Source organism: Algoriphagus aquimarinus (assembly GCF_900112005.1).
Taxonomy (GTDB): domain Bacteria; phylum Bacteroidota; class Bacteroidia; order Cytophagales; family Cyclobacteriaceae; genus Algoriphagus; species Algoriphagus aquimarinus.
In genome coordinates, this window is the sequence record NZ_FOKK01000002.1 from 27,188 (window position 1) to 46,287 (window position 19,100).

At 40.0% G+C, this 19,100-nt stretch carries 16 protein-coding genes; 8 read left to right on the forward strand and 8 right to left on the reverse strand.

Annotation, left to right across the window (positions count from 1 at the left end; translation table 11 throughout):
* Positions 1–22 precede the first annotated feature (22 nt).
* From BM291_RS02485 to BM291_RS02525, 8 genes are all read left to right on the forward strand, one after another.
* A complete protein-coding gene (locus BM291_RS02485; RefSeq protein ID WP_245786754.1) occupies positions 23–5,071 on the forward strand; it encodes a translocation/assembly module TamB domain-containing protein in 5,049 nt (1,682 codons plus the stop codon).
* A complete protein-coding gene (tamL, locus tag BM291_RS02490) occupies positions 5,061–7,355 on the forward strand; it encodes a translocation and assembly module lipoprotein TamL (RefSeq protein WP_092894925.1) in 2,295 nt (764 codons plus the stop codon). The genes BM291_RS02485 and tamL overlap by 11 nt, the downstream gene beginning before the upstream one ends.
* 156 nt (positions 7,356–7,511) lie before the next feature.
* Positions 7,512–8,417, forward strand: a complete 906-nt coding sequence (locus BM291_RS02495; RefSeq protein ID WP_092894605.1) for a DnaJ C-terminal domain-containing protein — start codon at positions 7,512–7,514, stop codon at positions 8,415–8,417.
* A 1-nt stretch (position 8,418) separates the two neighbouring features.
* A complete protein-coding gene (locus BM291_RS02500) occupies positions 8,419–8,721 on the forward strand; it encodes a chaperone modulator CbpM (protein WP_092894606.1) in 303 nt (100 codons plus the stop codon).
* 21 nt (positions 8,722–8,742) lie between these two features.
* Complete coding sequence (locus BM291_RS02505; RefSeq protein ID WP_092894607.1) at positions 8,743–9,201, forward strand: DinB family protein; 459 nt, start codon at positions 8,743–8,745, stop codon at positions 9,199–9,201.
* 17 nt (positions 9,202–9,218) lie between these two features.
* Positions 9,219–9,710: a VOC family protein gene (locus tag BM291_RS02510; protein WP_317045635.1), complete on the forward strand. Its 492-nt coding sequence runs from the start codon at positions 9,219–9,221 to the stop codon at positions 9,708–9,710.
* A 57-nt stretch (positions 9,711–9,767) separates the two neighbouring features.
* Complete coding sequence (locus BM291_RS22205; RefSeq protein ID WP_245786755.1) at positions 9,768–10,967, forward strand: class I SAM-dependent methyltransferase; 1,200 nt, start codon at positions 9,768–9,770, stop codon at positions 10,965–10,967.
* A 128-nt stretch (positions 10,968–11,095) separates the two neighbouring features.
* Positions 11,096–12,202 (forward strand): acyltransferase family protein, encoded by a 1,107-nt coding sequence (locus tag BM291_RS02525; RefSeq protein WP_092894609.1) that lies wholly within the window; start codon positions 11,096–11,098, stop codon positions 12,200–12,202.
* Between the two features lie 251 nt (positions 12,203–12,453).
* Here BM291_RS02525 and BM291_RS02530 read toward each other — a convergent pair whose 3' ends face one another.
* The 8 genes from BM291_RS02530 to rplQ form a co-directional block, all read right to left on the reverse strand.
* Entirely contained in the window at positions 12,454–12,990 is a 537-nt protein-coding gene (locus BM291_RS02530) for a pyridoxamine 5'-phosphate oxidase family protein (RefSeq protein WP_092894610.1), read from the reverse strand.
* Between the two features lie 283 nt (positions 12,991–13,273).
* Positions 13,274–14,149 carry a cysteine synthase CysM gene (gene cysM / locus BM291_RS02535; protein ID WP_092894611.1) on the reverse strand — a complete coding sequence of 292 codons (876 nt, stop codon included), beginning with the start codon at positions 14,147–14,149 and terminating at the stop codon, positions 13,274–13,276.
* An 82-nt stretch (positions 14,150–14,231) separates the two neighbouring features.
* Positions 14,232–15,080, reverse strand: a complete 849-nt coding sequence (locus tag BM291_RS02540) for a serine O-acetyltransferase (protein ID WP_092894612.1) — start codon at positions 15,078–15,080, stop codon at positions 14,232–14,234.
* A gap of 18 nt (positions 15,081–15,098) precedes the next feature.
* Entirely contained in the window at positions 15,099–15,647 is a 549-nt protein-coding gene (locus BM291_RS02545; protein WP_092894613.1) for a hypothetical protein, read from the reverse strand.
* A complete protein-coding gene (locus tag BM291_RS02550) occupies positions 15,628–15,915 on the reverse strand; it encodes an FtsB family cell division protein (protein WP_092894614.1) in 288 nt (95 codons plus the stop codon). The genes BM291_RS02545 and BM291_RS02550 overlap by 20 nt, the downstream gene beginning before the upstream one ends.
* Positions 15,916–16,019: 104 nt before the next feature.
* Positions 16,020–17,300 (reverse strand): phosphopyruvate hydratase, encoded by a 1,281-nt coding sequence (gene eno, locus BM291_RS02555; RefSeq protein WP_092894615.1) that lies wholly within the window; start codon positions 17,298–17,300, stop codon positions 16,020–16,022.
* 22 nt (positions 17,301–17,322) lie between these two features.
* Positions 17,323–18,420 carry a glutamine-hydrolyzing carbamoyl-phosphate synthase small subunit gene (gene carA, locus BM291_RS02560; protein ID WP_092894616.1) on the reverse strand — a complete coding sequence of 366 codons (1,098 nt, stop codon included), beginning with the start codon at positions 18,418–18,420 and terminating at the stop codon, positions 17,323–17,325.
* 119 nt (positions 18,421–18,539) lie between these two features.
* A complete protein-coding gene (gene rplQ, locus BM291_RS02565; protein WP_092894617.1) occupies positions 18,540–19,097 on the reverse strand; it encodes a 50S ribosomal protein L17 in 558 nt (185 codons plus the stop codon).
* Positions 19,098–19,100 lie beyond the last annotated feature (3 nt).

Consider the following 19,100-nt stretch of genomic DNA (forward strand, 5'->3'; position numbering starts at 1 on the left):
TAAACGCTTTTTCGGTAAATTTTTGAAGATTCTGGGTATTGTTATCGCCGTTATTCTGGTGATCGTAATTGCCTTGATCATATTTATCCGTAGCCCTTGGGGTCAGGGGATAATTGTGGACAAAGCTACCTCCTACGTTTCTGGAAAAACAGGCACTGAAGTGTCTATAAAACGTCTTTTCGTTACTTTTTCCGGGAATATTTACCTAGAAGACTTATACCTAGAAGACCCCAAAGGTGACACCTTACTTTACTCCAAACATCTAGAAGCTGGAGTTGCTTTTGCGCCCTTACTTTCCACAGGAAATATCAGTATTACCAAATTGGATTGGGATGGATTGGTGGCCCGTGTAAATCGTACTACCGAATCAGAGAAGTTCAATTACCTCTTTTTTATTGAGGCTTTCACTACCCAAAATGAGGGGGCTATAGAAGTTGCAATGGACACCACTTCTTCAAAACCGCTCCAAATCAAACTTTCTCCAATTTCCCTCCGAAATATTGATATCACTTATGTAGATGAAATATTGGGGATTGATGCGTCCATTTTACTTGGAGAAATGGACGTGACTATACCTGGCTTGGATTTGGAAAAATATGAGTTCAACATCAAAAAAGTAGCTGTTCAAAACGCTCAGATCAAATACCACCAAACTAAGCCTTTTCCGCCTTCTGAAGAATCAGCAGAGGAAACTCCTCCGCCAACCCTAAACTTGGATGAACTGCAGCTTACTAACGTCACAGCTGATTATATCAATGCCCCTGATCGACAGGAAGCACAAGTTCATATTGGAAATTTACTGGCAGAACTACCAGAGGTAAATCTCCACACGCAGACTGTAAAGCTTAGAACTCTGGCAATGGAGAAGTCTACAATTCTCTTCCATGATTTCTCCGTTGCTTCGCAGAGTGACTCCCTAATTACGAATGAATCTGCCCCTTTTGAATGGCCTGTTTGGATCGTGGAAGCTGAGAAAATATCAATTGATTCCACTGACATAGTATACAAATCCGCAGAGGTTGCTGTCAGAAAAGGCCAGTTTAATCCAGAAGTGATTGTACTCTCCAACTTAACTTTAGGAGCGGAGAACTTATTTCTTAAAGACAAAAAAGTCGGCGCAAAACTTCAGAAATTTCATTTTCATGAAGGCAGTGGCTTTGAGCTAAAGGAACTCCATTTTGGGTTTGAAGCAGGAAGCAATTCAGCCCAGCTAGATGATTTCGTACTTACTACCAACCGAAGTAAACTGGATGCAGAGATTTCGCTTGACTATCCTTCCATCCAATCACTCATCGACGATTACGAGACGCTCAAGTTTGATCTGACTGTAAACGAATCCACAATAGACGTACGTGACGGCTATTTCTTTGACCCAACTCTGGCTCAGGACACGCTTATTCGTGAACTTGCAAAAGCTCCTATTATACTGGATTTGTCAGCAAATGGGGACTTGAAAGCGATGAACATCTCCAGTCTGAATCTTAATTGGGGAGAAAGCATTTTCAATGCTCGTGGCAAGGTTCAAAATCCGATGGATGTAGACCTGCTTGTATTTGATTTCCCAAAATTAAACTTACAGACCAACCGTGAAACTCTTCTGAAATTCATCAAGGAAGAAGATTATGGGATTAAATTCCCTGAACAAATCACCTTGAAAGGAAATGCCAATGGCATGCTTGACGACCTGTTAGCTAATCTGGATTTAGAAACAGATATGGGAAGCATCCTTCTAAACGGAGGTTACCAAAACAACGGACAGATTGCCTTTGATGCCAATTTAAAAGTAAATCAACTGCAACTCGGCACCCTCTTAAAGCAACCAGAGCTTGATACTCTGACTTTTGAAATCATAGCCAAAGGTTCTGGCTCCAATCTTAATAATTTGAATGCTGAACTATCTTCCACATTCGAGCGACTTCGCCTTTACGGTTCTGACTATTCCGGACTGAAGCTGGAAGGTAAACTGGTCGATGGAGCAGGTGACATACAAGCTGGTTTGGATTCAGAGTTTTTGGACTTTGCCTTAGTGACAAAATTGGATTTAGATTCAGTGAATACTAAAATCGATCTAAATCTAGATTTGAAAGGTGCAGATTTTTATGAACTTGGACTTTCTGGAAAAAGCTCCCGAGCACAGCTAAAACTCGATGCAAATTTCGAAGGAAATCTGGACGAGTTTGACCTAAATGCGCTGCTACAGGACGGGACAATTCTCTATGACAACCGAAATTATCCTCTAGGCACCATGTCTACTGTTGCAAGTGTTAGAGACGATTCTACAAGTGTGGACATTGCGAGCAAACTGGTTAACGGATACGTACGCACAAATACCAACCCTACCGAATTATTTGAAGCACTAACCGCTCATTTCCGCCATTACCTGGACAAGTCTGACACCTTGGCTTTTACTGATGAGCGGGATATTGTCATGAATATGGATTTGAAAATTTCTGACGATCCTTTACTTTCAGAAGTTCTCATTCAAGGTTTGCAGCAGTTTGACTCAGCAAGTATTAAAGCTGATTATTTCCAAAACATAGATTCTCTGACTGCCACTATAGAGTTCCCATATATCAACTACTCAGGCACTGAAGTGGATAGTCTGGGAGTGAGAATCAGATCAAACAGGGAAGAACTCCGCCTCTATTTAGGTTTTCAGGATTTGACATCAGGCCCGTTAAGTATGGACAAAACTTTCTTTACTGGTCAATTGGCTGATTCAAGATTATATTTTGACTTCCACTCCTACGAAGAAGATGAGCGAACCTATCACGTATCCTCAGATATTGGGCTCAATGGTGATACACTCAGCTACCATGTTTCTTCTATAGATCTGATTTTAAAAGGAGAAGAATGGACAATACCTGAGAAAAATTTTGTCAAATATTCTGGGGAAAGCCTAGAATTCAAAGACTTTAAATTCTCTAAAGGCAATCAAGCACTTTCCATGGTGAATAACGCAGAAGGGTTTACAGATGAGAACATTGCTCTTCTATTTCAAGGATTTAGACTATCCACTTTTACCAGTCTGTTTAATCCTGAAGAAATCATTGCTGGGGGATTAATGAATGGTCAACTAGTGGTAGAAAACCCCTTTGGAGCTACAGGACTCATGGGACAACTACAGGTCGATAGCCTGAAAGTTCTTGGCGTACCGCTGGGAAGTCTGAATTTGGAAGCTACCGCAAAGAGTATAGGAAATTATATTTTAGCACTTACCATAAAAGATGCTGGACTAGACTTAGACTTAAACGGGGAATTTGTGGCTGATGAGGCAGGCGGGGAATTTGACATAACGCTAGATTTGAACAAAATCGAAATGCAAAAAATTGCTGAACTTTCCCAAGGTCAAATTCTAGAAGGCTCTGGATATCTTTCAGGCAAAGTCACTGCCAATGGGACTACTATCGAGCCACTCTATCAAGGAGATTTTAAGTTTAATGAAGCCTCTTTCATCCCTGCAGAACTGAACACCAAATACCTGCTTTCCAACGAAACTATACGAGTGGATAATGATGGTGTTTATTTTGATCAATTCACTTTACGGGATACAGAGAATAACACATTCGCAATTGACGGCACAGTCTTCACCGAGAGTTTCATCAATCCTTCTTTCGACCTGAGACTCAAAGCTGACAATTTCATGGCTGTGAATTCCACAGATAAAGAAAGTGACCTGATTTATGGAAAAGCATCCCTGGATGCTGACGTTACCATCAAAGGTGACTTGGTTTTACCAATAGTAAACGCTCGCCTAGGTGTCAAAAACAATACAGATTTGACCGTGATTATTCCCGAATCCCAGCTTGATTTGGTAGAGAGAGAAGGCGTAGTTCTTTTTGTCAACAAAGAAAATCCTGATGACATCCTGACTAGACAGACTGAAGAAACTACAAGTGCCTTTTCCGGCTTTGACATACGAGCCTTACTCAATATAGATCCAGAGGCGCTCTTCACTATCGTAATTGATCCTGCGACAGGAGACAACTTACAGGTGTCAGGAGACGCCAACTTACAAATGGACATCAACCCAAATGGACGAATTACACTTAGTGGTAATTATGAAATTTCAGATGGACATTATGAGATGTCACTCTATAATCTGGTAAGTAAGAAATTTGATATTAACCAAGGAAGTAGAATTACTTGGAATGGAGATCCTATGGATGCGAGCATGGATATTCAAGCGATCTATACAGTAGAAACTGGAGCCTCGGAACTAATGTCTTCTCAACTCACTGGCAGTAACAATGAGACTAAGACTCAGTATCAGCAACAATTGCCATTCCTAGTCTACCTCAATGTCAAAGGTGAGTTGCTTAGACCTGAAATTTCCTTTACGCTGGACATGCCTGAAAATCAACGAGGGGCATTTGGTGGAAATGTATACTCTAGAGTATTGCAAATCAATGAGCAAGAAGATGAACTTAATAAGCAGGTTTTCTCCCTCCTAGTCCTTAATAGATTCTTCCCATCTTCCGGAAGTGATGGATCAACAGGAGGAGCTGAATCTATTGCTAGGAATAGTGTGAGTCAGATACTTTCTGATCAAATGAACGCCTTGTCCAACAGGCTTTTTGGAAACAGTGGTTTTCAGGTTGGCTTTGATGTAGATAGTTATCAGGACTATCAATCCGGAAGTGCTCAAAACCGAACCGACCTCAATATTAATGCTCAGCAGACTTTATTTGACGATAGATTAATCGTTCAGGTAGGTAGCCAAGTCGATCTCGAGGGAAGCTCTCAAAATTCTCAGCAAGCCAATTCCATATTGGCAAACATTAGTTTTGAATACATGCTGACAGAGGATGGTAGATGGAGAATCCGTGCTTTTAGAAAAAATCAATTCCAAAGTATCATAGACGGACAATTAGTAGTGACGGGAGGCGGTTTAATATTTAACCGTGAGTTCAATGAATTCGCTGAGTTATGGAAAGCGCCTTTATCCCCAAAAGATCAGAACAAAACTAATCCTATCGAGGAGTTGGAAAAAAAGAGAAAAAAAGAGAAAAAAACTGAGACAAGAAACGAGAAAAAGGCAGCCAAAGAATCAAAGAAAAATGAAGACTAGAGGATTCATATCGACTTTAACTATACTTCTACTTGCAGTAGTCCTAAGCTGCAACGTAAAGAAATATATTCCAGAAGGTGAGTTTCTATACAAAGGCGCTGCATTGGAAATAAATACCAAGGAAGATATAAAGGGACTGGATGACGTAGAGGAAGAGCTAGAAGACTTGCTCAGACCAGAGCCAAACAGTAAGATCTTTGGAATGTATGTAGGACTATGGGCACACTATAAAGGAACCAAGGAAAAGCCAGGATTCATCAACCGCTTTCTGAATAAAAAAATCGGACAAGAGCCTGTTTACTTTAGTCAGGTAAATCCTAGCAGAACAGAAGACTTGATAGTAAACCGTCTAGAAAACAGAGGTTTTTTCTACAGCAATAGTATGTCGGAGGTGACGCGAAAGGGTCAATTTGCCGAAGTAGCGTACACTGTAAATATTTCCACTCCATACACCCTAACAGAAGTAGTGGTAGATCGGGATAGTTTGGAAATCGACAAGGAAATCATTGCAATGATGAGTGAAACCCGTCTGGATTCTGGAAGTAGATTTGACCTCAACAAGCTAAATGCTGAACGAACTCGCATCGATTCCACACTGAAAGAGAGGGGCTATTACAACTTCAACAATGACTTCCTGATCTTTGAAGCCGACACAAACATTTCTGATAGTCTTCGTCTATTCAAGCTCTATTTGAGACTAAAGAAAAATGTCCCTGCCAAAGGCATTATTCCCTATAAAATTGATACTATCAACGTGTTCCCTAATTACTCCATTGATGAGGACGGGGACAAGCTGGATACAACCATATACGATGACAAAAACTTTATCCAAGGGAATTTTGTCTTCAAGCCAAGATTGCTAAACGAGTATATACTTATAGAAAATAATCAGAGATATAACCCTACGCTCTCAAGACTTACAAGCAATCGCCTCAGTTCTATAGGAAATTACAAGTTTGTAAATCTTCGCTATGAGGAACTGGAATCCAGTGACTCCTTGGGACATCTCAAAGCTAGTATCTATCTGTCTCCAATGACAAAAAGGTCATTACGTGCTGAGCTACTAGCAGTATCCAAATCCAACAACTTTGCTGGACCAGCTTTGAATTTGATTTATAGAAACCGAAACTTATTCAAAGGTGGAGAAACATTGAATCTGACGGGAAGAGCAGGTTATGAATTTCAAATTGCTGGAGGAGAAAACAGAAAAGGTCTTCAATCTTTTGAGCTAGGCTTAGGTGCGGATTTAATTTTCCCTCGGGTTATTTTCTTTGTTCCAATTAAAGAAAAATTCAGTTACTCAGTACCCAAAACAAAGATGGGAATCAGTGCGGAATACCTGAGCAGAGGTGGACTTTATAGACTGAAGTCTATTTCTGCTAACTATGGCTACTTCTGGAACGCAAATCAGTTTGCATACCATGAAATCAATCCTTTAAGTCTGAGTGTGGTAAATCTCAGTAAAACTTCGCCCGAATTTGACCAGATATTAAATGACAATCCATTTTTGAAGCGCAGTTTTGATCAGAATTTCATAGCTGGAATTAATTACACTTTCAACTACAACAAGCTAAACGACAGATTTCGAACTCACGGTTATTTCTTAGGATTAGGGCTAGATTTTGCAGGAAATACTGTTCACCTGCTCGACAAAATCTCGGGTACCGATGACGGGAAATTCCTAGGACTAGAGTATGCCCAATATGGAAAAATAGACCTTGACCTAAGGTATCATTGGAACATTGACAAAAAGCAAACTGTAGCAACTCGTCTGTTTGCTGGTTGGGGCATGCCTTATGGTAACTCACAGTCTTTGCCTTACATTAAACAGTATTTTTCTGGCGGTCCTAATAGTGTGAGGGCATTTCGAATTCGCTCCATTGGCCCAGGGACTTATCGCCCTGAAAACTTTGATGTCAATTCCTACTTTGATCAATCCGGTGATATCCGGATCGAGGGAAACATTGAATATAGATTTCCAATTGTATCCTTACTGAAAGGCGCATTTTTTATGGATGCTGGAAACGTCTGGCTCATGAATGAAAATGAGGCCTTACCTGGAGGTAAATTCACCTCTTCTTGGTGGAGTGAATTAGCTGTGGGTGCCGGAGTAGGACTAAGGGTAGATATTCAGTTTTTTGTGATTCGATTTGATTTGGCTACGCCGCTGCGTGTTCCCTACTTGGACGAAGGAGAGCGATGGGGAAATACATTTGACATCGGAAGCAGATCTTGGAGAAAACAGAATTTAGTATTCAATTTTGCGATAGGTTATCCTTTCTAAATTCAAAAGATAATACAGAGAATTTAAAAATTCACTGCGTTGAATTCCGCTTATCATCAGGCAATCCTTTGCATTCTCAGTATATTGAAGATGAATAAGGCTTACGCGTCATTCTACATCCATTTTTACAACCCTTAAATAAATACCACTAATAATATGGCATTTATAGATTATTACAGCGTCCTAGGCATAGATAAAAGTGCTAGCGAAGCCGATATCAAAAAAGCATACCGAAAGCAAGCTCGAAAATATCACCCCGATGTGAACCCTGACGACAAAAATGCAGAACTGAAATTCACAGAAGTGAATGAGGCAAATGAAGTGCTCAGTGATCCCGAAAAGCGTAAAAAGTATGATAAGTATGGCAAAGACTGGAAACATGCTGATCAGTTTGAGCAAGCGGGAGGAGCCGGCAGGCAGCAACGTGGCCAAGGAAACCCAGGTGCGGGATTTGGAGGACAAAGTTACGGAGGAGCAGATTACTCAGATTTCTTCGAATCCATGTTTGGCGGATCAGACGGTGGCTTCCGACAAGGAGGCCGTAGTACTAAATTCAAAGGTCAGGACTTCAACGCTCAGCTGGAACTAGACATTCATGATGCCTATACGACGCATAAAAAAGTGCTCACCGTCAATGGTGAAAACATTCGCTTAACCATAGCTGCAGGGATCGAAGATGGGCAAACCATCAAGATAAAAGGCAAAGGGTCACCGGGAATCAACGGTGGACCAAACGGTGATTTATATATCAAATTTGTGATCAAAAATAACACGAAGTTCACTCGAGAAGGAGACAATTTGTATTCCACTGTTGAAGTGGATCTATACACCGCACTGCTTGGTGGGGATATTATTGCGGATACTTTTGACGGAAAAGTGAAATTGAAAGTCGCTCCAGAAACTCAAAATGGAACTAAGGTTAGGCTAAAGGGAAAGGGATTTCCTGTCTATAAAAAAGAAGGTGAATTCGGTGACTTAACTCTCACCTATTCGATCAAGAACCCTACAAACCTGACCACAGAAGAGAAGGCCTTATTTGAAGAACTCCAAAAACTACGATAAGATGGCACAGCAAGAATTAATAGTAATCGAAACGCTTTGTTCACATTATGAGATCGAAGTTTCATTTGTGGACTCACTTTACAGCTTGGGTTTAATAGAAATTCATACTGTAGAGCAGACGCGCTTTATCTCAGAGGAAAAAGTAGCGGATCTGGAAAAAATGATCCGAATTCACCAAGAACTGGAAGTTAACCCAGAAGGTATAGATGTGATTTTTAATTTGCTTCGCAAAGTAGACGATCTAAAAAGTGAACTCACTGCTACCCAAAATCGACTTAGACGCTACGAACTAGAAAATCAATAAACAAATCCCTTACTACTACTCATGAATACTTCATTCCACATTTGGAAAAACAACCGCGCGATCTACTCAAAATTCTTAGAACATAATTCTCTAGAGCAATTGAATAAAATCCCAGCGGGATTCAATAACAACCTGATTTGGAACATAGGGCACGTCATCGTGGTACAGCAACGACTCGTTTACGGATTATCAGATCTTCCTTTAAATGTATCAGATGAATTGTTCCAGAAATACAAGCCAGGGACTAAACCTGAGTCGGACGAAACTCAGGAAACAGTGGAGTTATTCAAACAGCTTTTGACCTCCCCTATTGATCAGACTATAGCTGATTATGAATCAGGAAAATTTCAATCCTACAACGAGTTCACTACCTCCAAAGGATTTCATCTGGCTAGTGCTTCTGATGCGATCACTTTCAACAATTATCATGAAGCCCTACACTTAGGTACAATGATCAGCCTCTTAAAATTTATCCATTAACTTCAACACCTTTGGCTATGAACAAGACCACACTTCTCGCAACAGCGATTTCAGTATCTTTTAGTCTGGGTTTTTTCTTTAATTCTTTTATCGCTTCCAAACCCGAGGTATCATCGCAAAACATAAACCCCACAGCCATGAAATTAGGAGCGTTTTCCGTCAGCCTTAGTGTCAAAGATCTTGATAACTCTAAGAAATTCTACGAGAGCCTCGGCTTTTCTCAATTTGGTGGATCTATGGAAAGTAATTACTTGATCATGAAAAATGAAAGTACGTTGATCGGTCTTTTTAACGGGATGTTTGAAGGCAATATACTTACATTCAATCCTGGTTGGGACGACAATGCCCAAGCCTTAAAAGACTTTAATGATATCAGGGAGATCCAGCAAAAACTCAAGAACAGTGACATTGAGATCATAAATCCAGCAGACCAGACCACTACTGGCCCGGCTAGCTTTATGGTCAAAGACCCCGATGGAAATATGATTCTTTTTGATCAACATTTATAATTATAGTATTCTGAGAATTCTTTACTCAGTCATTTTTATCCCATACATTTTCATCTCATGAATAAGTCCAGTACTACTGAAATCCGTGAACGATTCGATAATGATGTAGAACGCTTCGCAAATCTTGACACCGGTCAGGTAGCGACTATAGATGCCAAAATATCCTTGGAGCTAATCACCGAAGCAGCAAAGCGCATCGTCCCAAATGCTAAATCTATTTTGGATGTAGGATGTGGAGCGGGAAATTATTCACTTATGATGCTTTCTAAATTACCAGCACTCAACTGCACACTGGTAGATCTCAGTGGGAAAATGCTCGAAAAGGCAGTGGAACGTGTTTCTGAAGAAACGAGTGGAAAAGTCTCAGCTTTCCAAGGAGATATACGTGATGTTTTTCTCCCTGAAGCCAGCTTTGACATCATCCTAGCAGGCGCCGTTTTACATCATTTACGAGAAGATGAAGATTGGGAAAGGACTTTTACAAAGCTCTTTGCTCTTCTAAAACCTGGAGGATGTCTAATGATTTCTGATTTGATCACCCAAGACACTGAAGTGCTCAATGATTATACTTGGGAGCGCTATGGAGACTATTTAGAGGGTATTGGAGGAAAAGAATACAGAGAAAAAGTACTAGCCTATGTAGCTAAAGAAGATTCGCCACGATCTATGAATTATCAATTGGATTTGATGAAAGAAGTAGGTTTTAGCAAAGTAGAGATTCTACACAAAAACATGTGTTTTGGAGCATTTGGAGGAATCAAAGCAAAGGAGGTAACCGAAACACAAAAAGTTGATGCTGCTAATACCAAAATAATACTAGACTTTTTGAATGAAATTGGGATTCAAACTAAAGCCCAATCTTTAGGCAATACCGTTTTACCTGGAATTGAGATAAACAAGGGAGTACTACTTTATGACCCCAAAAATCTATTGTATCCAGGAGATTTGCTGCATCAGGCAGGACATATTGCACTGATGACAGAGGATGAGCGAGAAACTATTGTAGGAGACGTGAAAGAATATAGATCTCCGGGTCAGGACAATGAAATGGCTGTCATGCTCTGGTCTTATGCTGCCTTGAAGCACTTAAATCTTAAACCAGAAGTAGTTTTTCATCCTGTAGGATATAAAGGAGATGCTGATATGCTTATCGCTAGTTATGAACATGGTGAATACAAAGGATTACCACTTTTGGTTTGGATGGGACTTTGCGAGTCATCGGAATTTCCAAAAATGAGTAAATGGATTAGAGACTAGTAAATCAATCATGAAAAGGCGCATTCACAGCGCCTTTTCTTTTTCAATAATCCACTGATCAAGTTTAGGGTTAATTTCATTCTACTATTCTCTATCTTAGAATTACCACCGACTTTAAACCCTAATTAATGAGTAACCTAAAGCTTTCTGGACAAAACCGTCTTGTTTCCTTAGACGTATTCCGCGGAATAACCATGTTTTTATTAGTCGCAGAGGCTGCTTCGGTGTATCACACACTACTTGAAGCTAATCCTGAAGGAACATTTCTTCATAATTTTTTCATCCAATTTACCCATCATCCTTGGCATGGACTTCGGTTCTGGGATTTGATTCAACCCTTTTTCATGTTTATAGTTGGGGTAGCTATGCCATTTTCGCTTAACAAAAGAATGGCTGTTGCAAGTGATCGTGGAAAAGTAACTCGTCACATCCTCAAGCGCTGTTTACTCCTATTTCTGTTCGGAACAGGACTTCATTGTGTCTATGCAGGCAAACTCGTTTTTGAACTTTGGAATGTCTTAACGCAATTATCATTTACCATTTTGATCACCTACTTCCTGCTCGATAGATCATGGAAGGTACAACTAGGTGTTTCCCTAGGTTTACTTGTTTTGACTGAAATGCTGTACCGCCTCTATAATCCAGAGGCACCCTTTGAGCATGGAGCAAACTTCGGAAACTATATAGATCAAATCCTGATGGGGAAAATCAATAATGGAGGCTGGGTGGCTATTAATATCATCCCAACTGCTGCACACACGATATGGGGAGCTATCTGCGGGAATTTACTTTTATCTTCCAAGTCTGGAAATGAGAAAATCAAACTCCTGTTAATCGCAGCTTTAGCTGGGCTGGTTATTGGATATGGATTAGACTTAGCAGGAATCACTCCCATTGTCAAACGAATCAGCACCACTGCTTTTGCATTTGCTGCTGGGGGTTGGGCAATTTTGACCTTGGCCTTTACCTATTGGCTAGTTGATGTCAAAAAGATTAATTCTTGGGTGTTTCCTTTTGTGGTGGTAGGAATGAATTCGATATTCATTTATCTCTTTGCAGAGATTCTCGGGCACCGCTGGCTGTATGGCTTCATAGAGATTTTTAGTGGAGGCACTTTACATGCGCTTGGCATGGGTGAATCTGCAGTGGCCATTATAACTGCACTTCTGACGCTAGGTGCGATGTGGTATTTATGCTACTTCCTATATAAAAAGAAAATCTTCTTTAGAATCTAGTTATCTCATGATGGTGAAATGGCTCGGCGAAAAACTATCGTGCTTGTTTATTTTAAGCTGACTTCTAGTAACAAGCATTATGGATCTGCTTTTAGAGGAAAGCCGCAATGGTATAACTTCATTATAAGCGAAGGAGCTACTCACTAGAACACCTTTGACTTGTTGTATTTTGGTGGTCCTTGCAGGTATAGACCCAAAAAAAATGTGATCCAGTTTCCTGGATCACATAATGAACTCAAAAGTGTCCCCAATTACACTTTTAAAGTTCCTTCAATGGAGTCATCCATTGTTTTGCCTGATATCGCACTTATCAAAACCTTGATACCAGCCACGGTATTACCATGCTTATTATCCCAATAGTAACCACTGTCAGGTATAAATTGGATTACAGATATTCTAGGGTCATCCTTTCCTTCGGTAAACCATGCTTTCACTGTAGGATCCCAAAGTTCTTCAATTTTTGCTTTGTCATCCGTGATTACGGCGTGACCATTTAGCTCTAAGAAATCTGAATAAGAAGAACCTTGGAAATAAAGTGTCACATCTGTATCAACTTTAATCTCCATATTCTTCATGCTATCTTTTGCACTTAGAAACCAGATATTACCAGTCTCATCCGTCTTCTGCACTGACATGGGACGAGATTTATGTGAATTATTTAATGTGGTAGAGGTAACAAAAAAACATGAACCTGATTTATCGATCAGTTCACGGATTTTTTCGACTGCGTCAGCTCCCACATAATTTTGTTTATGTTTTCCTTCTTGATTGCTATCTATTGAGTTCATGCTATTGTTGGTTTTATGTTCAAATATTCCCTTTACGAGACACTTTAAATAAAACAAACTAACTGCCGAATTACATTTTGAATTGTAGCAGCTATCACACTGGACAAAAAACGCGAATTTGGAGCAATAGAGAGGGTTTGAAGTTTGAATCTTATTACCTAAAAAAATATTGACTCAATAAACAAAGTCTATTAATACCTAAATCGGGGAAATAGATGCCTAAGAATACCCATCACGAAAGGAATGGACACTAAATAATAAGAAGCTGTTTAGTGACTTTTCATCAACCGAATAGGTCAGAGCTCAAATAACGATCACCACGGTCGCAGGTGATGCAAACAATAACACCTTCTTTTAAAGTCTTAGCAAGTTCAATTGCTGCATGCAATGCTCCCCCACTACTCATTCCGGCAAGAATCCCCTCTTCTCTAGCCATTCTTCTCGTCATCTCAGTTGCTTGGTCTTGGCTCACGTCAATTACCTGATCTACTCTGCTTGGATCAAATATTTTAGGCAAAAACTCTGGTGACCATCTTCTAATTCCTGGGATACTAGATCCATCTGTCGGTTGAGTACCTACAATTTGAATAGCAGGATTTCTTTCTTTCAAATATTTAGAAACCCCCATAATAGTACCAGTAGTCCCCATTGCTGAAACAAAATGGGTAACCTCACCATCCGTATCTTCCCATATTTCTGGACCGGTAGTCTTATAATGGGCAAGGTAATTATCTGGATTCCCAAACTGATCAAGCATAAAGTACCCTTCTTTGCTCATCTGCTCAGCCAGGGTTCTGGAATATTCAATTGTCTTCGCTGCTGGTGTTAATATCACTGTTGCTCCATAAGCTTCCATTGAAATCACCCGCTCCTTGGTGGAGTTATCAGGCATAATTAGGGTCATTTCTAACCCAAGGACCTTGGCAACCATAGCTAATGCAATTCCCGTGTTGCCACTTGTTGCCTCTACCAGCTTATCTCCGGATTTGATTTCGCCCCGTTCCATCGCAGTCTTGAGCATATTGTAAGCAGCGCGATCTTTCACACTTCCACCTGGATTTTGCCCTTCCAGTTTACAAAAAATCTTAACTTTTGGATTAACTGGAATATGCTCGAGTTGTATTAAAGGTGTATTACCTATTAGTTCAAATAGTTTCATGCGTTTAGTATTGATCGTTATTTACTCGCATTGAATTCGCGCACTAGAATTTTATTCATTTTGCAAATCCATGAATAAAATTTTATTGACTCATTTCATCTTGGTCATTTTTGAAAACATACATATCTGTCACTGCAGAATCTGCATGGTACATTTGTGTCTGGTAGTAGACTTTACTTCTAGGCGCCACGCTTTTGGTCAACCAAACATTTCCTCCTATCACACTGCCTTTCCCTATTACCGTATTTCCTCCTAAAATTGTAGCTCCAGAATAAATCACCACATCATCCTCTATAGTTGGATGTCTCTTATTATCTGCATCGGCCTTATCCACACTCAATGCCCCCAGCGTCACTCCCTGATATATCTTTACGTGGTCACCGATTATAGTCGTTTCCCCAATCACAACACCAGTTCCGTGATCTATGCAGAAGTATTGACCAATGGTCGCTCCTGGGTGAATATCAATCCCCGTACGACTATGAGCAAACTCAGTAATCATCCTTGGAATCAAATTCACTCCTAATCCATGCAGAGAATGTGCTATTCTGTAAGCTGAGATGGCGTAAAAGCCAGGGTAACTCCTAAGTATCTCCGTTCTGGATTTGGCAGCTGGGTCACCTGCAAACATGGCATCTACGTCCTGATGTATCCAATCAAAAACCTGTTCGAGGTTAGCGAAAAAAACATCTGCTATTTTTGACCCAATTCCAGTATGTAAGTGAGGGTTTCGATCCAGTATAGAAGACAGGTCTCCTTTCAAGAGAATTAGAGAGGCTTCTATCTGAGATTTATCATTTATTTTCTCAACTGTGTATTCAGGAAAAAGCAATCCAAGTACATCTTCAAAAAACTGCTGAATTACCTTAGGCGAAGGACATTCTGAGCAGTCTTGATGAGCTTTGTATAATTTTAAAACAAATGAGTCCATGTAAATGTGGTAGGGTATTTAAAGCACAAAACCAACACGGATCACGTATGGTTCACCATAGGGAGAACGAAGATTGTCGTGCAGCACATTGTAGAGAAAAGTGAAATTAGCCCCACCCCGAGATCCAAATGGAGCAAAATAACCGCCTCCTAAAAACAAGGAATTAGCCCATATCCGCTCGTACTCAGTTTTGCCATAACCTAAATGATCGAAATTTATGGATTCAAATTCTGCATGAGCAAATATATTAGGGAGGATATTGTAGCGAGAAAAAACTCTACCTCCATAAGATGTTGATTGGCCACCATAATAATACCTGGACTTGAAATACTGATAAGTAACTCCAACTCCTGATGAAAACTTAGGAGTGATCATCACTCCGATGATGGGTGAAATCTCAATTAAAGTAGTGGAGCCGAATTGCATCCCAAAATTACCTCCATAGTACAGGCGATCTTTTAATGCAGTTGAGTCTGAATAGATTTCTCTCTGAGCAAAAGAAGTAGTTTGGGACAACCCAAATGCAAGCAAAAAAAGGAATAGATATTTACTTTTTAACAATGACATAGAGGTCTTCAGTATTTTTTTTCATTAAGTACTTTTCACGGGCAAACTTCTCTAAGAGTTCAGGATTACTCATCAACTCCTCGCGTTCAATTTTAATTTTCTCCCTTCTCTCCAAATAAAACTCTTTCTGATCCTCGAGTTGTCCAAGTTTATTACTCAATTTAATTTGGTTGACCACATTATTTGAATCGATAAAAATCATCCATGCTATAAAAAAAACGAGTCCCAAAAAATAAAAACTTTTGGTGTACTTAAGGTATTTGCTCATAGGACAGGATTGTTAATGCGTTTCAAGGTACAAAAATGGTGCAAAAAAAAGACAGCTCACCGAGGCAAGCTGTCTTTAAAACTATAATTTTTAAAAAGCTCGGATTAGAACTTGCCGTTGAAAACAGCTGAGTCTCCTAATTGCTCCTCTATTCTAAGTAATTGATTGTATTTAGCCATACGATCTGATCTAGAAGCTGAACCAGTTTTGATCTGTCCACAATTCAAAGCTACTGCAAGATCCGCGATAGTAGAATCTTCAGTTTCACCTGATCTGTGTGACATCACTGCTGTAAAACCTGCTTTATGGGCAAGATTCACTGCATTGATCGTTTCTGTCAATGTTCCGATTTGGTTTACTTTGATCAAGATAGAATTTGCAGATTTCTCTTCGATTCCTCTTTTCAAGAACTTTACGTTAGTTACGAAAAGATCATCACCTACCAATTGGATTTTATCACCAATTTTAGCAGTCAACATAGCCCAAGCTGCCCAATCTTCCTCAGCACAACCATCTTCGATAGAATCGATAGGATATTTCTCAGTAAGTTCAGCTAAGTATGCTACTTGCTCTTCCCTGCTTCTGATGGTACCTGTAGCACCTTCAAATTTGGTGTAATCATATTTCCCATCTACATAGAACTCAGATGCTGCACAATCCAATGCGATAGTTACATCATCGCCTGCTTTGTATCCAGCTTTCTCAATTGCATCCAAAATGCTTCCAAGTGCTTCTTCAGTTCCTCCAGAGAAATTAGGTGCAAATCCACCTTCATCACCTACTGCAGTGCTAAGACCTTTGTCATGAAGAATTTTCTTAAGGTTGTGGAAGATCTCCGTACCCATTCTCATAGCTTCTGAGAAAGTTGGTGCTCCAACTGGACGGATCATAAACTCCTGGAATGCGATAGGTGCATCAGAGTGAGAACCACCATTGATGATATTCATCATCGGAACAGGAAGTGTGTTAGCATTCACACCACCGATGTATCTGTAAAGTGGCTGATTAGACTCCATCGCTGCAGCTTTAGCTACTGCTAGAGAAACTCCCAAGATAGCATTTGCTCCTAGTTTACTTTTATTAGGCGTGCCATCAAGCTCAATCATGATTTGATCAATCATGTTTTGCTCAAACACATCAAAGCCTACAAGTTCAGAGGCAATGATGTCGTTTACATTTGCAACAGCTTTCATTACGCCTTTGCCCATGTAAGCGCCCTTGTCGCCATCACGAAGCTCTACTGCTTCGTTGATACCGGTAGATGCACCACTTGGTACAGCAGCACGTCCAAAAGCTCCATTTTCAGTATATACATCTACTTCAATAGTAGGGTTTCCTCTAGAATCGAGGATTTGTCTTGCATGAATTGATTGAATCAACGTCATAGTTTTAAAAGGTTTAAGGGTATTAATTTTTTTTGATTAAAGAAATAAAATCGTCAAACAAGTAGCGGGAATCATGAGGACCTGGAGATGATTCCGGGTGATATTGAACTGAAAATGCAGGCTTGTTTTTAAGACGAATTCCAGCAACCGTATTATCATTCAAATGAACGTGAGTGATTTCAACGTCTGGATTTTGCTCGGTATCCTCACGAGTGATATTAAAACCATGATTCTGTGAAGTGATTTCACTTTTACCAGTCACCAAATTTTTGATTGGGTGATTCAATCCTCTGTGTCCATGGTGCATTTTATAGGTAGAAATACCACATGACTCAGCGAGAAGTTGATGGCCTAGACAAATACCAAAAACAGGTTTTCCAGTTTCCAGGATATCACGTGTAGTTTGTACAGCATATTCCATTACAGCAGGATCACCAGGGCCATTAGATAGAAAGTAGGCATTTGGTGCCCACTCTTCCATTTCTGCTAACTTGGTTTTTGCAGGAAACACTTTACAATACACCCCTCTATCGGCAAGATTTCTTAAGATATTCTTCTTGATACCAAAGTCCATACAAGCTACTTTGATAGATGCGTTTTCATCACCGAAGAAATATGGCTCTTGAGTACAGACTGTAGAAGAAAGTTCAAGGCCATCCATATTAGGCACCTTGTCCAGTTTTGCTTGAAGACCATCCAAATCATCTTGGAATTCTGAACTGATTATTGCATTCATAGCACCTTTCGAGCGAAGATGTCTAACAAGCTGTCTTGTATCTATATCTGCAATTCCTGTGATACCATTCTTCACAAGGTAATCTTGAAGAGAACCTGAAGCATCAAGTCTAGAATAAACATCAGAGAAAGTATTGACTACAATACCACCTATAGTAGGATGATCAGATTCTACTTCTTCATCAATCACACCGTAGTTTCCGATATGAGAAGTGGTAGTTACAATGATTTGTCCAGTGTAAGATGGATCGGTGTAAATTTCCTGATATCCGGTCATTCCAGTGTTGAAACAAATCTCACCACCGTTAGTGCCTGGATTACCAATTAAGGATCCGTGAAAGACCGTTCCGTCGGCCAAGAGTAAAGTCGCTTTTTGTTTGATCATTTTGCTAAGTAATTGCCCAAAGTTAAATATTTATTGGGAAGGAAGATAAATGAAAAGGGTATAAAAAAAGGATTGAACAAATGTCCAATCCTTTCAATATCGTGAAGTCACTGATCAACTTATTTGTTATCAGTTTCTTCTTCCGCTGAATCAGCAGAAGCTTCAGGAGCCTTAGGCTCTTCAGCATCCTTTGCAGGAGCTTCTTCTTTAGCTGGTGCAACCGCAGCTGCAGTATCTTCAGCACCTGCTGCTTTACCAGTACCTCTACGAGATCTTCTGGTAGTTTTCTTAGCAGGCTGAGCGTCTTTCAACATCAATTCGTTGAAGTCTACCAATTCGATGATACACATTTCTGCGTTATCACCTAATCTGAAACCAGTTTTAATAATTCTAGTGTATCCGCCTGGACGAGTAGCTACTTTAGAGATTACTTCACCAAATAGTTCGATGATAGCTTCCTTATTTTTCAAATAAGCGAAAGCCATACGTCTATTGTGTGTTGTATCTTCCTTAGCTCTTGTTACCAGAGGCTCCAAATACTTCTTCAATTCTTTTGCCTTGGCAAGCGTGGTTGAGATACGCTTGTGAAGAATCAGCGAAGTTGCCATATTAGAAAGCATTGCTTTTCTATGAGCGGCCTTCCTTCCAAGGTGGTTAAATTTCTTACCGTGTCTCATTAT